General features: G+C 60.7%; 12 protein-coding genes. 11 read left to right on the top strand and 1 reads right to left on the bottom strand.

The genetic code is table 11. The features are described from left to right. Nucleotides 1-114 precede the first annotated feature (114 nt). On the bottom strand, nt 115-1,239 hold the full coding sequence (locus HX803_RS20040; protein ID WP_178922818.1) for a polysaccharide deacetylase family protein: 1,125 nt from the start codon (nt 1,237-1,239) through the stop codon (nt 115-117). A 138-nt stretch (nt 1,240-1,377) separates the two neighbouring features. Between HX803_RS20040 and yaaA the strand changes: the two genes are divergently transcribed. The 11 genes from yaaA to HX803_RS19985 all read left to right on the top strand — a co-directional run bounded on the left by yaaA (nt 1,378) and on the right by HX803_RS19985 (nt 17,141). Next, entirely contained in the window at nt 1,378-2,157 is a 780-nt protein-coding gene (yaaA, locus tag HX803_RS20035; RefSeq protein WP_178922817.1) for a peroxide stress protein YaaA, read from the top strand. A gap of 874 nt (nt 2,158-3,031) precedes the next feature. Then, the gene (locus HX803_RS20030; protein ID WP_178922816.1) at nt 3,032-4,348 is read left to right on the top strand and encodes a nucleotide sugar dehydrogenase; all 1,317 of its coding nucleotides are present in this window, start codon (nt 3,032-3,034) and stop codon (nt 4,346-4,348) included. An 83-nt stretch (nt 4,349-4,431) separates the two neighbouring features. Next, nucleotides 4,432-5,913 carry a mannuronan synthase gene (gene alg8 / locus HX803_RS20025; RefSeq protein WP_162276396.1) on the top strand — a complete coding sequence of 494 codons (1,482 nt, stop codon included), beginning with the start codon at nt 4,432-4,434 and terminating at the stop codon, nt 5,911-5,913. Nucleotides 5,914-5,949: 36 nt separating this feature from the next. Then, nucleotides 5,950-7,116 carry an alginate biosynthesis protein Alg44 gene (locus HX803_RS20020; RefSeq protein WP_178922815.1) on the top strand — a complete coding sequence of 389 codons (1,167 nt, stop codon included), beginning with the start codon at nt 5,950-5,952 and terminating at the stop codon, nt 7,114-7,116. Between the two features lie 90 nt (nt 7,117-7,206). Further along, the gene (algK, locus tag HX803_RS20015; RefSeq protein ID WP_372339929.1) at nt 7,207-8,631 is read left to right on the top strand and encodes an alginate biosynthesis TPR repeat lipoprotein AlgK; all 1,425 of its coding nucleotides are present in this window, start codon (nt 7,207-7,209) and stop codon (nt 8,629-8,631) included. Next, complete coding sequence (locus HX803_RS20010) at nt 8,628-10,115, top strand: alginate export family protein (RefSeq protein ID WP_176995001.1); 1,488 nt, start codon at nt 8,628-8,630, stop codon at nt 10,113-10,115. The genes algK and HX803_RS20010 overlap by 4 nt, the downstream gene beginning before the upstream one ends. After that, complete coding sequence (gene algG / locus HX803_RS20005; RefSeq protein WP_178922813.1) at nt 10,115-11,704, top strand: mannuronan 5-epimerase AlgG; 1,590 nt, start codon at nt 10,115-10,117, stop codon at nt 11,702-11,704. The genes HX803_RS20010 and algG overlap by 1 nt, the downstream gene beginning before the upstream one ends. A gap of 11 nt (nt 11,705-11,715) precedes the next feature. Further along, the gene (locus HX803_RS20000) at nt 11,716-13,164 is read left to right on the top strand and encodes an alginate O-acetyltransferase (RefSeq protein WP_178922972.1); all 1,449 of its coding nucleotides are present in this window, start codon (nt 11,716-11,718) and stop codon (nt 13,162-13,164) included. An 8-nt stretch (nt 13,165-13,172) separates the two neighbouring features. Beyond that, a complete protein-coding gene (locus tag HX803_RS19995) occupies nt 13,173-14,282 on the top strand; it encodes a mannuronate-specific alginate lyase (RefSeq protein ID WP_176995003.1) in 1,110 nt (369 codons plus the stop codon). Nucleotides 14,283-14,424: 142 nt separating this feature from the next. Continuing rightward, nucleotides 14,425-15,957 (top strand): MBOAT family protein, encoded by a 1,533-nt coding sequence (locus HX803_RS19990; RefSeq protein WP_178922812.1) that lies wholly within the window; start codon nt 14,425-14,427, stop codon nt 15,955-15,957. An 11-nt stretch (nt 15,958-15,968) separates the two neighbouring features. Next, entirely contained in the window at nt 15,969-17,141 is a 1,173-nt protein-coding gene (locus tag HX803_RS19985; RefSeq protein WP_178922811.1) for an alginate O-acetyltransferase, read from the top strand. The last annotated feature ends 8 nt before the right edge of the window (nt 17,142-17,149 follow it).

Raw genomic sequence — 17,149 nt, 5'->3', positions numbered from 1 at the left:
CACTAGCCGAGTGCCAGCGACCCCGTTAAAGTCGGAAGTCCGCCTGCATCGAAACACCCTCGAAAATCACCCCAAAAATGCCTCATCCCCAACAGGGCCGGGCACTTCGTGATTTCAGCGAAACGCCTCCCGACAGTCCTGCCAACCCAGCCCGCTTTGCGCCGTTGCCTGCATCAATAAAGGCAATGCCACCCGCGCCTTGTCCTGGGTGTCGTGGAACACAATCACCCCCTTGCGCCACAGCAGCATCAACGTCAGCACCCGTTGCGCCGACTCGTCGGGCTTGAGCTTGCCCGGGTCATCCTGGGAGTCGATGTCCCACAACGCCACCTGCAAACCCTGGGACTGGAAGAACCCCTGGCTGTCCGCTCGACGCTGGCCATAGGGCGGGCGAAACAGCGGCACGTAGTTCTCCGGCATCAGGTTCTGTACCAGCGAGGCCGTGCGGGTAATGGAACTCTGCCAGTCGACCCAGTGGCTGTGGGAACGGTACTGCCAGCCCTGGATGCCCACGCACTGCCCTTGGTACAACGCCTGCACATCAGCGGCAGAGCTGCGTTCCACGCGGGTCTGCAGGCTGCTGCCGAGGGCAAAGAAGGTCGCGTTCATTTTCTGTTTGCGCAGGTAATCGGTGAGCCAGTCGGTGTTGCCGCTGACCGGCGCCGGGCCGCCGTCGAAGGTCAGCAGGAACAGGCGGTCGTTGAGTTCGTCGCCATTGCGTTCATGGTCACCAAAACGCGCGACTTCGCTGCTGATCTGCGGAAACAGCGCGGCCTTGCGCAGCAGTTCGTCGAGGTAGCGTTCGTGAAAGTGATGACTGGGCCCGGCCCAGCCTATATAGAAGGAGTTTTCGCTGACTTCGAACTTGCCCGCCTGCTCGCGCAGGTCGTCCATGTTTTCCACCAGGTAACAGAACGAGGCGTCCTCCTCGCAGCTCTGCTGGGCGAAGGTGTAGTTCTCCAGCAAACGTTGCCACAGCTGACGGCGCAGGTCGTCGATGGCCGCCAGGTTGATGATCTTCAACCCCAGACGTTGCTTGAGGGCAGTCTCGTCCTGGCTTTCGCTGGCCAGCAGGCTGTGGGCGAACATCAGGATTTCGGCGCGTGAGGCCACATCGAACAGCGCGGGGCTGCTGAGCTTTTCAGGCCAGGTGCCGCGGTCCAGGCTGGCCACGTCCACGGGTGCTGCCTGGGCGCCCAGGCAAAACAGGCAGGCGGACAATAAAAGCGCAATTCGCACAAAGGGTCTCCCTTTCCAGAGTCGTCGGCCACTATAGCCGATCCACCACGCCCAGCGATTGCGCGTCTATTGGCGTGATAGGTGGAGTCGAACGCCTCAACCCCCTAGAATCTCCGCACGATTTAAGGAGACGACTTCATGCTGACGGTGATTTCCCCCGCCAAGACCCTCGATTTCGAGACTGCGCCTGCGACCGAGCGCTTTACCCAGCCGCAATTCCTGGACCACTCCCAGGAACTGATCGAGCAGTTGCGCACGCTCAGCCCGGCGCAGATCAGCGAATTGATGCACGTGTCCGACAAGATCGGCGGCCTCAATGCCGCCCGTTTCGGCAGCTGGACCCCGGCTTTCACCCCCGCCAACGCCAAGCAGGCATTGCTGGCGTTCAAGGGCGACGTGTACACCGGCCTGAATGCCGAAACCTTCAGCGATGCCGACTTCACCTACGCCCAGGACCACCTGCGCATGCTCTCGGGCCTGTACGGCCTGCTGCGCCCCCTGGACCTGATGATGCCGTACCGCCTGGAGATGGGCACCAAGCTGCCCAATGCGCGCGGCAAAGACCTGTATGCGTTCTGGGGCACGCGTATCAGCGAGTGGCTGAATGAAGCCCTGGCCGAGCAAGGTGACGACGTGCTGCTGAACCTGGCATCCAATGAGTACTTCTCGGCGGTCAAGCGCACGGCCCTGAACGCGCGGATCATCAACACCGAGTTCAAGGACCTGAAGAACGGCCAGTACAAGATCATCAGCTTCTACGCCAAGAAGGCCCGGGGCATGATGAGCCGCTTCGTGATCGAAGAACGCATCAACGACCCGGCCAAGCTGAAGGAATTCGACGTGCAGGGTTATCGCTTCAATGCGGAGCAGTCCAAGCCCGACAACCTGGTGTTCTTGCGCGATCACGCACCGGAATAAAGCCCTCGAAAGCACAGATGTTCAAATGTGGGAGCTGGCTTGCCTGCGATAGCGTCGGTGAATTCAACACCGCCATCGCAGGCAAGCCAGCTCCCACATTTTTTAATCGTATTTCGCCCTCCGAATCGCCATTATTTTGGCGTCAAAAAATATCTTGACGCATTCCTAACGAATCTTTCACTCGACAATTTTCATTTTTTTTCGTAGTGGCACCACTTTTTTTAAACAGTAGTGGCACAAAACTATCCCCCCGCACCAACTCCCCACAACTACTGGCCCAAATAGCAAGTGCTATCAATATAGTACCAGTGCCATCTTTCCTAATATTTCAAGAAATTTCCGGAAACAGGATGAGCGGCCTGGAACTTCGTCAAAACGCACGGCTCATACCACCGGTAACGAAATTCTCTGTTTCTGTAGGAGATGACTTACATAGCGACCCAAGGAAGTAGCAAAGTTGCCCCATCAACTTTGACTCACGGGTCATATCATCAACTGAATTGAGTTGAGGGCGGCGATAAGGACTGGTTGCTATCCCCTATAGGCCAAGGCAGCGCTTACCTAAATGTGTCGGTGGTGACACCCAGGTGATTGATAGTTAAAGGCTTTCAGCCTCTATCCAACCCCTGCGGCACCGGCGCCGGGCCCTTCTCCAAGGTAGTCCGGCTGCATTTCAGGGCAAGCCCCAATAACAAGGCCAAGTTGCGCACAACTTGAGTGCAATAGTTAGTCACTCGCTATTTAACATGCCTGTACGCGGTAAGTCGGCGTCTATTCGTCTAACTTTCGCGGCAACAGTGACGCTTGCAAACATGAACTCCGGCCATCTAATTGGCATGATTAAAATCGTCTTCAATGACAAGAGGTAAATGCGATGCGCATCAGCATATTTGGTTTGGGTTACGTTGGCGCAGTGTGTGCCGGTTGCCTGTCTGCCCGTGGCCACGAAGTGGTTGGCGTAGACATCTCCAAGGAAAAGATCGACCTGATCAATGCGGGCAAATCGCCAATCGTTGAACCGGGTCTGGGTGAACTGCTGAGCCAAGGGATCGAAACCGGTCGACTGCGCGGCACCACCAACTTCGCCGACGCCATCCGTGACACTGACCTGTCGATGATTTGCGTCGGTACACCGAGCAAGAAAAACGGCGACCTGGAACTGGACTACATCGAAGCCGTGTGCCGCGAGATCGGTTTTGTCCTGCGTGACAAAGCCACCCGTCACACCGTCGTCGTGCGCAGCACCGTGCTGCCAGGCACCGTGGCCAACGTGGTGATCCCGATCCTGGAAGACTGCTCGGGCAAAAAAGCCGGTGTCGACTTCGGCGTCGCGGTCAACCCGGAGTTCCTGCGTGAGTCCACCGCCATCGCCGACTACGACCTGCCACCGATGACCGTCATCGGCGAGCTCGACAAAGCTTCCGGCGATGTCCTGCAGTCGCTGTACGAAGAACTCGACGCACCGATCATCCGCAAGGACATCGCCGTTGCCGAAATGATCAAGTACACCTGCAACGTGTGGCACGCCACCAAGGTGACCTTCGCCAACGAGATCGGCAACATTGCCAAGGCCGTCGGCGTCGATGGCCGTGAAGTGATGGAAGTGGTGTGCCAGGACAAGACCCTCAACCTGTCCCAGTACTACATGCGCCCAGGCTTCGCTTTCGGCGGTTCGTGCCTGCCCAAAGACGTGCGCGCCCTCACCTACCGTGCCGGCTCCCTGGACGTGGAAGCGCCGCTGCTCAACTCGCTGATGCGCAGTAACGAGTCCCAGGTACAGAACGCCTTCGACATCGTTTCCAGCCACGACAAACGCAAAGTCGCCCTGCTGGGCCTGAGCTTCAAGGCCGGTACCGACGACCTGCGCGAAAGCCCACTGGTTGACCTGGCCGAAATGCTGATCGGCAAGGGCTACGACCTGAGCATCTACGACAGCAACGTCGAATACGCTCGTGTCCACGGCGCGAACAAGGACTATATCGAGGGCAAGATCCCCCACGTGTCGTCCCTGCTCAACTCGGACTTCGATGATGTGATCAACAACTCCGACGTGATCATCCTCGGCAACCGCGACGAGAAATTCCGCGCCCTGGCGCAGAACGCTCCACACGGCAAGCAAGTGATCGACCTGGTGGGCTTCATGTCCAAGGCCACCTGTGCGACCGGTCGTACCGAAGGCATTTGCTGGTAACAGCAACGGCAAGTTTCAAGCGGCAGGCGTTCCCATCCCCAGCGCCTGCCGCCTGGAACCTCCTTCACCTTCGGATGACGCTTATGTCCAAGTTAAAACATGTACTGCTGCAATCCGCCGGCTGGCTGTTCTTCCTCAGCCTGCTGATGGGACTCGCCCTGCTGCTGCCGGCGAGTACGTTCGACTCGGAGTCGAAGAATTTTATTTTCCTGATTGGCGCCGTGGGTATCTGGCGCTACTCGATGGGTGCTACGCATTTCTTTCGCGGCATGCTGTTCCTGTACGTGGTCTACCCGCACCTGCGCCGCAAAGTGCGCAAACTGGGCAAGGCCGCCGACCCGTCTCATGTGTTTTTGATGGTCACCAGTTTTCGTATCGACGCGCTGACCACCGCGCAGGTCTACAGCTCGGTGATCCGCGAAGCCATCGAATGTGGCTTCCCCACCACCGTGGTGTGCTCGCTGGTGGAAATGTCCGATGAACTGCTGGTGAAAAGCCTGTGGGAACGCATGAACCCGCCGGAACACGTGAAGCTCGACTTCGTGCGCATCGCCGGTACCGGCAAGCGTGACGGCCTGGCGTTCGGTTTTCGCGCCATCTCCCGCCACCTGCCGGATGACCGCGCCGTGGTCGCCGTGATCGATGGCGACACCGTGCTCGCCGAAGGCGTGGTGCGCAAGACCGTGCCGTGGTTCCAGCTGTTCGGCAACGTCGGTGGCCTCACCACCAACGAATTCTGCGAAGTGCGTGGCGGCTACATCATGAGCGAATGGCACAAGCTGCGCTTCGCCCAACGTCACATCAACATGTGTTCCATGGCCCTGTCCAAGCGCGTGCTGACCATGACCGGTCGCATGTCGGTATTCCGTGCCAGCGTAGTGACCGACCCCGGCTTTATCGCCGACGTGGAAAGCGACTCGCTGCAACACTGGCGCCTGGGCCGCTTCAAGTTCCTCACCGGTGACGACAAGTCCAGCTGGTTCAGCCTGATGCGCCTGGGCTACGACACCTTCTACGTGCCGGACGCCGCGATCAACACCGTGGAACACCCGCCAGAAAAAAGCTTTATCAAGGCCAGCCGCAAGCTGATGTTCCGCTGGTACGGCAACAACCTGCGCCAGAACTCCCGTGCCCTGGGCCTGGGTGTTCGCCGCCTCGGCCTGTTCACCAGCATCGTGCTGTTCGACCAGCGTGTGTCGATGTGGACCTCCCTGCTCGGCCTGACGGTGGCGATCATCGCCACCTTCAAGTACGGCGGCGCGTTCATCCTCGCCTACCTGCTGTGGATCGGCATCACCCGCCTGATCCTCACCCTGCTGCTGTCGTGCTCCGGCCACAAGATCGGCCCGGCCTACCCAGTGATTCTCTATTACAACCAGATCATGGGCGCGCTGGTGAAGATCTACGTGTTCTTCCGCCTTGATCAACAGTCCTGGACCCGCCAGGACACCAAACTGACCCGCGATTTGGCCAGCTTTCAACGTTGGTTCAACACCTGGTCGTCTCGGACCATGACCTTCTCCGCCGGCAGCATTTTCGTCGCCGTGTTGCTGATGATGGTCTGACCCTGCCAAGCCTGAATTAACCTAGGAATTACACCGATGAATAGCCAAGCAAACGTCAACGTTGTCCACGAATCCGAAGCCCAGCGCCAGCATGCCCGCGTAAAAATCCCGGCCAAGCTGCGCTTCTTCAACACTGACCGCACACCGACCGAAGCACGGGTAATCGACCTGTCTGCCGGCGGCCTGGCCTTCACCTCCACCCAGCCGTTGACCGTCGGCGAAGTGCACAAGGGCCGCCTGCAATTCGTGATCGATAACCTGGGCCTGGCCATGGACGTGGAGCTGCAGATCCGCTCCTACGACCGCCAGACCGGCCGCACCGGTTGCCAGTTCCAGAACCTGGAACCACAGGATATTTCCACCCTGCGCCACCTGATCACCTCGCACTTGTCCGGCGACATCGTGACCATGGGCGACGTGCTGGCGACCCTGCAACGCGACAACTTCACCAAGGCGCGCAAGGTCAAGGACAGTGGCAGCGGCATGACTGCTTTCGGTCGCCTGCGTGCAGTAACCTTCAGCGCTGGCATCTTCATCGTCGGCCTGGCCGCGTTCGGTTTCGTGTTCAAGTCGGTGTACGGCATGTACTTCGTCAGCCATGCCCAGGCGGGCCTGGTCAGCGTGCCGGGCATGAACGTGACCATGCCCCGCGACGGCACCGTGCAGAGCCTGCTCAAAGGTGACGCGGTGGCCGCCAAGGGCGCGCCGCTCGCCACGTTCAGCACCAGCATGCTCGATGTGCTCAAGGGCCACCTGGACGAAGACCAACTGCAACCGGCCAAGGTTGAAGAGCTGTTCGGCAAACAAATGACCGGCACCCTGACGTCACCCTGCGATTGCGTGGTGGCCCAGCAACTGGTCGCCGACGGCCAATACGCCAGCAAAGGCGACGTGATCTTCCAACTGGTGCCACGCGGCAGCCTGGCCAATGTGGAAGCGCGCTTCACCTATCGCCAGTTCGCCGACGTGCGCCCAGGTACGCCGGTGAGCTTCCAGGTGGCCGACGAAGAGCAGGTCCGCACCGGCACCATCGTCAGCAGCACCAGCCTGAACAGCGCCGACCTGTCCTCCGACATCCGCGTGCAGATCAAGCCTGACGCACCGCTGGACAGCACCTACGCCGGCCGCCCGGTGGAAGTGACCAGCGACCGTGGCCCCTCGCTGAACTGGCTGATCGACAAAGCCATGGCTCACGGTCTGTAAGCAGAGGACATGCCTGTGATGACTCCTATGAAAACACCGCGGTCCCTGTGGGAGCGGGCTTGCTCGCGAAAGCAGTGTGTCAACCAACACATGCATCAACTGACACTCCCTCTTCGCGAGCAAGCCCGCTCCCACATTGGATCTCTGTGCACATTGGCATTAGCGGTCTCTCTGGCCGGTTGCGCCGGCCTGCCCGACCAGCGCCTGGCCAATGAAGCGCTCAAGCGCGGCGACACCGTCACCGCCCAGCAGAATTACCAGCAACTGGCCGACCTGGGTTACAGCGAGGCCCAAGTGGGCCTGGCCGATATCCAGGTGACCACCCGTGACCCCGAGCAGATCCGTCAGGCCGAAGCCACCTACCGCGCCGCCGCTGACACGTCGCCGCGCGCCCAGGCTCGCCTCGGTCGCCTGCTGGTGGCCAAGCCCGGCGCGACCGAAGCCGAGCAGCACGAAGCCGAAGGCCTGCTGAAAAAAGCCTTTGCCAATGGCGAAGGCAACACCCTGATCCCGCTGGCGATGCTGTACCTGCAATACCCTCATAGTTTCCCGAACGTGAACGCCCAGCAGCAGATCAGCAAGTGGCAAGCGGCGGGTTATCCGGAAGCCGGTCTGGCCCAGGTGCTGCTGTATCGCACCCAGGGCACCTACGACCAGCACCTGGATGATGTGGAGCGCATCTGCAAGGCCGCGTTGAACACCACCGATATCTGCTACGTCGAGCTGGCCACGGTCTACCAGAAAAAAGCCGAACCCGAAAAACAGGCCGAGCTGCTCAAGCAAATGGAAGCCGGCTACAGCCGTGGCACCGTCACCGCGCAACGGGTCGACAGCGTCGCTCGCGTCCTCGGCGATGCCACCCTGGGCAAGCCGGACGAGAAAACCGCCCAAGCCCTGCTGGAAAAAATCGCCCCTGGCTACCCAGCGTCCTGGGCCAGCCTGGCACAACTGCTTTACGACTTCCCGGAACTCGGCGACGTCGACCAGATGATGAAGTACCTGGACAACGGCCGCGCCGCCGACCAACCGCGCGCCGAGCTGTTGCTGGGCAAGCTCTACTACGAAGGCAAGTGGGTGCCGGCCGATGCCAAGGCCGCCGAAGCACACTTCGAAAAAGCTGTGGGCAAGGAAGTGGCGGCCGATTACTACCTCGGCCAGATCTACCGCCGTGGCTACCTGGGCAAGGTCTACCCGCAAAAAGCCCTGGACCACTTGCTGACCGCTGCGCGCAACGGCCAGAACAGCGCCGACTTCGCCATCGCTCAATTGTTTTCCCAAGGCAAGGGCACCAAGCCCGACCCGTTGAACGCCTATGTCTTCAGCCAGTTGGCTAAAGCCCAGGACACGCCAGAGGCCAACGACTTGGCCACTCAGCTTGAAGCCCCGCTGACCCCGGAGCAACGCACCCAGGGCCAACGCCTGGTGCAACAAGAGCTGGCCGCCCGCGGCACCCTGGCCCAGAGCACGCTGCAATTGCACGCCCTGGATGAAGAAGACGGCGAGGAATCCCTATGAAGCTCAATCCATTCGTCAAGGCCGGTATCGGCCTGACCTTCGCCCTGTTGTGGTCGTGCCCGACCCTGGCTGCGCTCACCGAAGCCAAGAACTTCGGCCTGGAAGTCAAAGCCACCGCGCAGTCCGAAGATGACCGCGACCTCGGCACCCAGAAAGGCGGCGACGTCAACGGCATCGGCCTCGACCTGCGCCCGTGGATCTACGGCGAAAGCGGCGCGTGGAGTGCCTACGCCATGGGCCAGGCCGTGACGTCCAGCGACATCATCGAGACCGACACCCTGCAACAGTCGGCCGATGACACCACGGAACAGTCGAGCAACGATGACCGCAAGGCCAAGAAAAACTACCTGGCCCTGCGCGAGTTCTGGGTCGGCTACAGCGGCTTCACGCCCTACCCCGGCGAGATCCTCAAGTTCGGTCGCCAGCGCCTGCGCAATGACGACGGCCAATGGCGCGACACCAACATCGAGGCGCTGAACTGGACCTTCGACACCACCCTGCTCAAGGCCAATATCGGCGCCGCTGAACGCTTCAGCGAATACCGCACTGACCTCAAGGAACTGTCGCCCAAGGACAAGGACCGCCAACACTTCTACGCCGACGCCGCCTACCAGTGGACGCCGGGCCAGTGGATCGGCCTGCGCGGTCACCACACCCATGACGACGGCAAGCTCGACTACGCCGAACCGGGCGTGGCGTCCGACCCGTTGGACAAGCGCGAAAACGGCGACCTGACCTGGCTCGGTATCGAAGCCAACAGCGACGCCTACAACTGGCGCAACACCAACACCGTCAACTACTGGGCCAGCGTCACCGGCATGCAGGGCAACCGTGACACGGTCAACGCGCTGAATGCCGACGGCACCCGCCCAACGAATGCCAAGCGCAGCGATGACGTGAACGGCTGGGCCACCGACCTGGGTATCCGCCTGCGCCTCGACCCGCAGTGGCAAGTGGGCGCGGCCTACGCCCGTGCCAGCGCCGAGTACGAACAGAACGGCCTGCAAAGCAACCGTTCGAACTGGACCGGCACCCAATCGCGCCTGCACCGTTTCGGCGAAGCGTTCCGTGGCGAGATGAACAACATGCAGTCCATGAGCCTGTTCGGTTCCTGGCAACTGCGCGAGGACTACGACGCCAGCCTGGTGTACCACAAGTTCTGGCGCGTCGACGGCAACAAGCCGGTGGGCAGCAACGGCATCGATGCGGTGCAGAACAACACCGATGACGTGACCGGCGCGATCCTCTCCAGCACCTCCCTGCCCCTTGAAGACGGCAAGAAAGACCTGGGCCAAGAGATGGACCTGGTCGTCACCAAGTACTTCAAGAAAGGCCTGCTGCCGGCCGCGCTCAGCCAGTCTATCGACGAACCGTCGGCCCTGGTGCGCTTTCGTGCCGGCGTGTTCAAACCGGGTGACGCCTATGGCAGCCAGGTGGACTCGTACATGCATCGCGCCTTTGTCGACGTGATCTGGAAATTCTGATGGGAGCCTGCGCGATGAACCCTCAAGCCCTCAAAGGCTCGGTCAGCCTGCTGGTCGCAGCCATGCTGCTGGCCAGCACTTCGGCCTTTGCCGACGGTGCGGCGGTGAAGGCGCCGACCATCGCCAAAGAGCTGCAACAGGCCAAGACCTACACCATTTCCAGCCCGCCGACGGCGCCGCTGGAAATGACCAAGCCGGCCCTGCCAGACCTGTCGGGCTATACCGCCGCCGCGATGGACAAGAAAATCGTGCGGACCAAGCCGGGCAAAATCAGCCTGCGTCGCATGATGCAGGAAGACGCCCTCAAGGACTTTATCGGTGGTGACAACAAGATGGCCGAGTGGGTGGTGCGCCAGCACGGCATTCCCCAGGCGATCTTCGTCGATGACGGCTACATGAACCTCAAGGACCTGCTGGGCAAGGTGCCCAAGCAGTACTTCAGCGAAACCTCGCCGGGTGTGTTCCTGGCCAAGCTGCCGATTGTGGTCGGGCGCAAAGGCATCCTGGAAATCGACAAGAAGACCCAGGAATTGCGCCTGTCCCAGGAAGCCGGTTCGTTCCTGATCAACGACGGCCAACTGTTTGTGCGTGACACCCGGATCACCGGCTGGAGCGAAAAAGCCAACGGCCCGGCGCTGTTCAAGTCGCCCAAGGAATTCCGCCCGTTCCTGCTGGCCTGGGGCGGCACCGAGACCTACGTCGCCAACAGCAAGATGGCCAGCTTCGGCTACGCCAACAGTAAGTCGTACGGGGTGAGTATTTCCCAGTACACGCCGAACATGGCCAAGGTGCTCAAGCGCCCGGAACCGACCGGCTGGATTATTGATTCCGAATTCTCGGACATGTGGTACGGCTTCTACTGCTACGAGACCACCGGTTTTGTACTCAAGGGCAATACCTACAAGGACAACATCGTCTACGGCATTGACCCCCACGACCGCTCCCACGGCCTGATCATCGCGGACAACACCGTGTACGGCACCAAGAAGAAGCACGGCATCATCATTTCCCGGGAAGTGAACGACAGCTTCATCTTCAACAACCGCAGCTACGACAACAAGTTGTCGGGCCTGGTGATCGACCGTAACAGCGTGAACAACCTGATCGCCGACAACGAGATCTACCGCAACCACACCGACGGCATCACCCTCTATGAGAGCGGCGACAACCTGCTGTGGGGCAACAAGGTGATCAGCAACCGTCGCCACGGCATCCGCGTGCGTAACAGCGTGAACATCAAGCTGTACGAGAACACCGCCATGGCCAACGGCCTGACCGGCGTCTACGGCCACATCAAGGATTTGACCGACACCGACCGCGACATCGCCCTCGACCCGTTCGACGCCAAGGTCTCGCTGATCCTGGTGGGCGGCGAGCTGGCCGGTAACGGCAGCGGGCCACTGTCGATCGACTCGCCCTTGAGCATCGAGCTGTACCGCGTGTCGATGTTGGCGCCGACCAAATCCAGTGGCATCAGCTTCTCCGGCGTTCTTGGTGATCGCCAGGAAGAGATTCTCGACCTGCTGGTGCGCCAGCAGAAAGCCGTGCTGATCGACCCTGTCGAACGCCAGACCGAAATGCAGGACTGAGGATGACCCTTATGCACCCACACATGATCAAACTGCTGAGCCTCTCGGGTCTGACCCTCGGCCTGCTGGCGGCCAGCCAGGGCGTACGCGCCGACGAAGCAAAGGCCCCGACCTTTACCGCCGAACCCTGCTGCAGCCTGTGCCCGGCCGCCCACGATGCGCGCAACTACACCACACGCTACCAGCAGAACTTCACCACCCTGGTGCAAGCCCAGGGCGACTGGTTGTTCCGTACCCAGGAAGACCTGCGCACCGAGTTCGACACCAGCCCGGCCGGCTACAAGCGCATGCAACAGTTGCACGATGCGTTCAAGGCCAAGGGCGTGGAACTGGTGGTGGTCTACCAGCCAACCCGTGGTTTGGTGAACCGCAACAAGCTCAATCCTGAAGAAAAAGCCAAGTTCGATTTCGACAAGGCCCTGGCCAACTACAAGACCATGCTCGGCCGTTTCGCCAAGATGGGCTACGTGGTGCCGGACCTGTCGCCGCTCACCAACGAGCAACTCCCGGATGAACTGCCGGCCCACGATTTCTACTTCCGTGGCGACCAACACTGGACGCCGTACGGCGCCCAACGCACGGCGAAAATCGTCGCTGAAAAAGTGCGCGCCATGCCGGAGTTCGCCGACATTCCCAAGCGCGAATTCGAGACCAAGCGCTCCGGGCGCATGGGCAAGACCGGCACCCTGCACAACATGGCCGGGCAACTGTGCGGCACCAGCTACGCGATCCAGTACATGGACCAGTTCACCACCGAGCCCAAGGGCGAAGCGGGTGACGGCGACCTGTTCGGCGATTCGGGCAACCCGCAGATCACCCTGGTGGGCACCAGCCACAGCGGCAAGAACTACAATTTCGCGGGCTTCCTGGAACAGGAAATCGGCGCTGACATCCTTAACGTCGCCTTCCCGGGCGGTGGCCTGGAAGGCTCGATGATCCAGTACCTGGGCAGCGATGAATTCCAGAAGAGCCCGCCGAAAATCCTCATCTGGGAATTCTCGCCGCTGTACCGCCTGGACCAGGAAACCATCTACCGCCAGATGATGGCGTTGCTCGACAACGGCTGCGAAGGCAAGACCGCGCAGATGACCTCCAGCACCACCTTGAAACCCGGCAAGAACGAATTGCTGGTGAACAGTTCGAACAAAGACCTGCGTAACGCCAACCACCAGGTAGACATCCGCTTCGCCGACCCGTCGGTGAAAACCTTGCAAGCCACCCTCTGGTACATGAACGGGCGCCACGAGGACCTCAAGATCGAAAAACCCGAAACATCCGATACAGACGGGCGTTTCGCCTTCGAACTGCGCACCGATGAAGACTGGGCTTCGCAGAACTTGCTGGCCGTGGAAGTCCAGGGCCCCGAAGCAGGCCAGGCCGCGCAGAAGGTTGAAGCGAAAATTTGCACACGCAACGTATTCCCAGCCGGTGGTCAACAGACCGCTTCAACTGGGCAATGAGGTTACCTATGCAGAAGTTATTGATCCCCACGTTACTCGGCCTTGCGATCTTCGCAGGCTCGGTTAACGCCGCCGCGCCACTGCGCCCGCCTCAGGGCTACTTCGCCCCGATCGAGGCGTTCAAGACCGGCGACTTCAAGAATGACTGCGACGCCATGCCGGCGCCGTACACCGGTTCGCTGCAATTTCGCAGCAAGTACGAAGGCTCGGACAAAGCCCGCGCCACCCTGAATGTGCAATCCGAAAAAGCCTTTCGCGACAGCACGGCCGACATCACCAAGCTGGAAAAAGACACCAGCAAGCGCGTGATGCAGTTCATGCGCGACGGTCGCCCGGAGCAGTTGGAATGCACCTTGAATTGGCTGGCGACTTGGGCTCGGGCGGATGCGTTGATGTCCAAGGACTTCAACCACACCGGCAAGTCCATGCGCAAATGGGCGCTGGGCAGCATGGCGTCGGCCTATGTGCGCCTGAAGTTTTCCGACTCCCACCCGCTGGCCAACCACCAGCAGGAATCGCAGTTAATCGAGGCGTGGTTCAACAAACTCGCCGATCAGGTCGTCAGCGATTGGGACAACCTGCCGCTGGAAAAAACCAACAACCACTCCTATTGGGCTGCATGGTCGGTGATGGCAACGTCCGTCGCCACCAACCGTCGCGACCTGTTTGATTGGGCGGTGAAGGAATACAAGGTCGGCGTGAACCAGGTCGATGACCAAGGCTTCCTGCCCAACGAATTGAAGCGTCAGCAACGCGCCCTGTCGTACCACAACTACGCCCTGCCGCCGCTGTCGATGATCGCCAGTTTTGCCCTGGTCAACGGTGTTGATTTGCGTCAGGAAAACAACAGCGCACTCAAGCGCCTGGGCGACAAGGTGCTGGCCGGGGTCAAAGACCCGGACATCTTCGAGCAGAAAAACGGCAAAGAGCAGGACATGAAGGACTTGAAGCAGGACATGAAATTCGCCTGGCTCGAACCTTTCTGCACCCTCTACACCTGCGCCCCGGATGTGGTGGAGCGCAAGCACGGAATGCAGCCGTTCAAGACGTTCCGCCTGGGGGGTGACCTGACCAAGGTCTACGACCCGGCGCATGAGAAAGGCAACAAAGGCAGCTGATTACATGGCTCCCGGTTGGACTCGGTCCAATGTGGGAGCCGGTTTCGACAGTTGGAATGCTGTACCGCCCTCCCCCGAATTTTCGTGGGGGGGTTTGGGGGGGCTCTGGCCCTTGACTGTGATTAAACATGGAGAGATCGGGATGGTTTTCTCGTCCAATGTGTTCCTGTTTCTGTTCTTGCCGATCTTTCTCGGCTTGTACTACTTGAGCGGGCAACGCTATCGCAACCTGCTGCTGCTGATTGCCAGCTACGTGTTCTACGCCTGGTGGCGAGTGGACTTCCTGGCGCTGTTCGCCGCCGTGACGCTGTGGAACTACTGGATCGGCCTAAAAGTCGGTGCAGCCGGCGTGCGCACCAAGCCGGCCCAGCGCTGGCTGCTGCTCGGCGTGGCCGTCGACCTGTGCATCCTCGGCTACTTCAAGTACGCCAACTTCGGCGTCGACAGCATCAACGTGATGATGAAGTCCATGGGCCTTGAGCCGTTCATCCTTACCCACGTGCTGTTGCCGATTGGTATCTCGTTCTACATCTTCGAGTCCATCAGCTACATCATCGACGTGTACCGTGGCGATACCCCGGCCACCCGCAACCTGATCGACTTCGCGGCGTTCGTGGCGATCTTTCCGCACCTGATTGCCGGCCCGGTGCTGCGCTTTCGCGACCTGGCCGACCAGTTCAACAACCGCACCCACACCCTCGACAAGTTCTCCGAGGGCTGCACGCGGTTCATGCAGGGTTTCATCAAGAAAGTCTTTATCGCCGACACCCTCGCGGTGGTGGCCGACCATTGCTTCGCCCTGCAAAACCCCACCACGGGCGATGCCTGGCTCGGCGCGCTGGCCTATACCGCGCAGCTGTACTTCGACTTCTCCGGCTACAGCGACATGGCCATCGGCCTGGGCTTGATGATGGGTTTCCGCTTCATGGAAAACTTCAAGCAGCCGTACATCAGCCAGTCGATCACCGAGTTCTGGCGGCGCTGGCACATCAGCCTGTCCACCTGGCTGCGTGACTACCTGTACATCACCCTGGGCGGCAACCGCAAAGGCACGCTGATCACCTACCGCAACCTGTTCCTGACCATGCTCCTCGGTGGCCTGTGGCACGGTGCAAACATCACCTACATCGTGTGGGGTGCCTGGCACGGCATGTGGCTGGCGATTGAAAAAGCCATCGGCCTCAACACCGCGCCACGCAGCTTCAACGTCGTGCGCTGGGCCTTCACCTTCCTGCTGGTGGTGATGGGCTGGGTGATCTTCCGCGCTGAGAACCTGCACGTTGCCGGCCGTATGTACGGTGCGATGTTCAGCTTTGGCGAGTGGTCGCTGTCGGAACTCAACCGCGCCAGCCTCACCGGCCTGCAAGTGGCGACCCTGGTGGTGGCGTATGCAACCCTGGCGTTCTTCGGCCTGCGCGACTTCTACACCAACCGCCCAGCCGATAAAACCAAGCCCGCTGACCCGAGCCTGATCAAGGCCGTCCCGGGCGACACCCCCGGCAGCATCCACCAGCCCGGTTTCACCGTGGGCCAGGACGCCGCCGTGCAACCGGCCTACTGGACCGCTGACTGGCCACGCTACGCCATGCGCGCTGCGGTGCTGCTGCTGTTCGTGGCGTCGATTCTCAAACTGTCGGCGCAGAGTTTCTCGCCGTTCCTTTACTTCCAATTCTGAGGGAGCCGACCATGACCCGTTCATTACGCGTCCTCTATATCGGCCTGTTCCTGGTGGTGCTGCTGGCCCTGGGCGCCTGGTCGCTGCGCAGTTTCTTCGGTTTCAGCACCAATGCCGACGCTACCGTGCTCAACGGTCGCTGGACCAAAGCCGTCGAGACCCATTACGACGACGAGTTCCCGATCAAACGCCTGGGCACCAACCTGTGGGCCGCGCTGGACTACAAGCTGTTCAATGAAGGTCGCCCTGGCGTGGTGCTGGGCCGCGATCACTGGTTGTACAGCGACGAGGAGTTCAACCCCGCCGTCAACGAAGACCAGAACCTTGAAGGCAACTACGCGCTGGTCGAAGGCGTGCGCCAGAAGCTCAAGGCCCAGGGCATCCAACTGGTGATGGCGATCGTGCCGGCCAAGGTGCGCCTGTACCCGGAGCACCTGGGTGAGGTGAAACCGGCGAGCATCCACGCCAACCTCTACCAGGACTTCCACGCCCGTGTCGCCGCCGACAAGATCATCGCCCCGGACCTGCTTGGCCCGCTGCAACAAGCCAAGCTGGGCGGCAGGCAAGTGTTCCTGCGCACCGACACCCACTGGACTCCAGACGGTGCCGAGATCGCCGCCAAGCAACTGGCAGCGACCATTCGCGAGAAAACCCCGCTGAGCGGCGAGCCACAGCGCTTCGTCACCGAGGCCGAGAACACTGCACCGCACAAAGGCGACCTGCGCCTGTTCCTGCCCCTGGACCCGCTGTTCGAAAACCTGATGCCGCCCAAGGAGCCGCTGGAAAAACGCGTCACGCACCTGGCCGAAACCAAAGGTGACGATGCCCTGTTCAGCGACAGCGAAACCCCGGTGGCTCTGGTCGGCACCAGCTACAGCGCCAACCCCAACTGGAACTTTGTCGGTGCGCTCAAGCAAGCCCTGCACAGCGACGTGGTCAGCTACGCCGAAGACGGCCACGGCCCGATCCTGCCGATGCTCAGCTACCTCAAGAGCGACGACTTCAAGAACAGCCCGCCCCAGGTGCTGATCTGGGAGTTTCCTGAACGTTATCTGCCCGTGAACAACGAAATCGGTGATGCCGACCCGTCCTGGGTTGCGCAGCTTAAACAAGCCGGTTCGCGCCAACAAAACATGGCTATCAACACACAAAAATCCGAGACGCCCGACCGGGCGCAAAACTGAAAGAGAGG

This window comes from Pseudomonas sp. P7548 (assembly GCF_013386585.1).
In the GTDB taxonomy this organism is placed as follows: domain Bacteria; phylum Pseudomonadota; class Gammaproteobacteria; order Pseudomonadales; family Pseudomonadaceae; genus Aquipseudomonas.
This window is presented reverse-complemented; position numbering and strand designations above follow the sequence as displayed.

Bases quoted from the DNA above. Each gene is read 5' to 3' on its own strand.
- yaaA (WP_178922817.1), top strand. From the start codon at position 1,378: ATGCTGACGGTGATTTCCCCCGCCAAGACCCTCGATTTCGAGACTGCG.
- HX803_RS20030 (WP_178922816.1), top strand. From the start codon at position 3,032: ATGCGCATCAGCATATTTGGTTTGGGTTACGTTGGCGCAGTGTGTGCC.
- alg8 (WP_162276396.1), top strand. From the start codon at position 4,432: ATGTCCAAGTTAAAACATGTACTGCTGCAATCCGCCGGCTGGCTGTTC.
- HX803_RS20020 (WP_178922815.1), top strand. From the start codon at position 5,950: ATGAATAGCCAAGCAAACGTCAACGTTGTCCACGAATCCGAAGCCCAG.
- algK (WP_372339929.1), top strand. From the start codon at position 7,207: ATGCATCAACTGACACTCCCTCTTCGCGAGCAAGCCCGCTCCCACATT.
- HX803_RS20010 (WP_176995001.1), top strand. From the start codon at position 8,628: ATGAAGCTCAATCCATTCGTCAAGGCCGGTATCGGCCTGACCTTCGCC.
- algG (WP_178922813.1), top strand. From the start codon at position 10,115: ATGGGAGCCTGCGCGATGAACCCTCAAGCCCTCAAAGGCTCGGTCAGC.
- HX803_RS20000 (WP_178922972.1), top strand. From the start codon at position 11,716: ATGCACCCACACATGATCAAACTGCTGAGCCTCTCGGGTCTGACCCTC.
- HX803_RS19995 (WP_176995003.1), top strand. From the start codon at position 13,173: ATGCAGAAGTTATTGATCCCCACGTTACTCGGCCTTGCGATCTTCGCA.
- HX803_RS19990 (WP_178922812.1), top strand. From the start codon at position 14,425: ATGGTTTTCTCGTCCAATGTGTTCCTGTTTCTGTTCTTGCCGATCTTT.
- HX803_RS19985 (WP_178922811.1), top strand. From the start codon at position 15,969: ATGACCCGTTCATTACGCGTCCTCTATATCGGCCTGTTCCTGGTGGTG.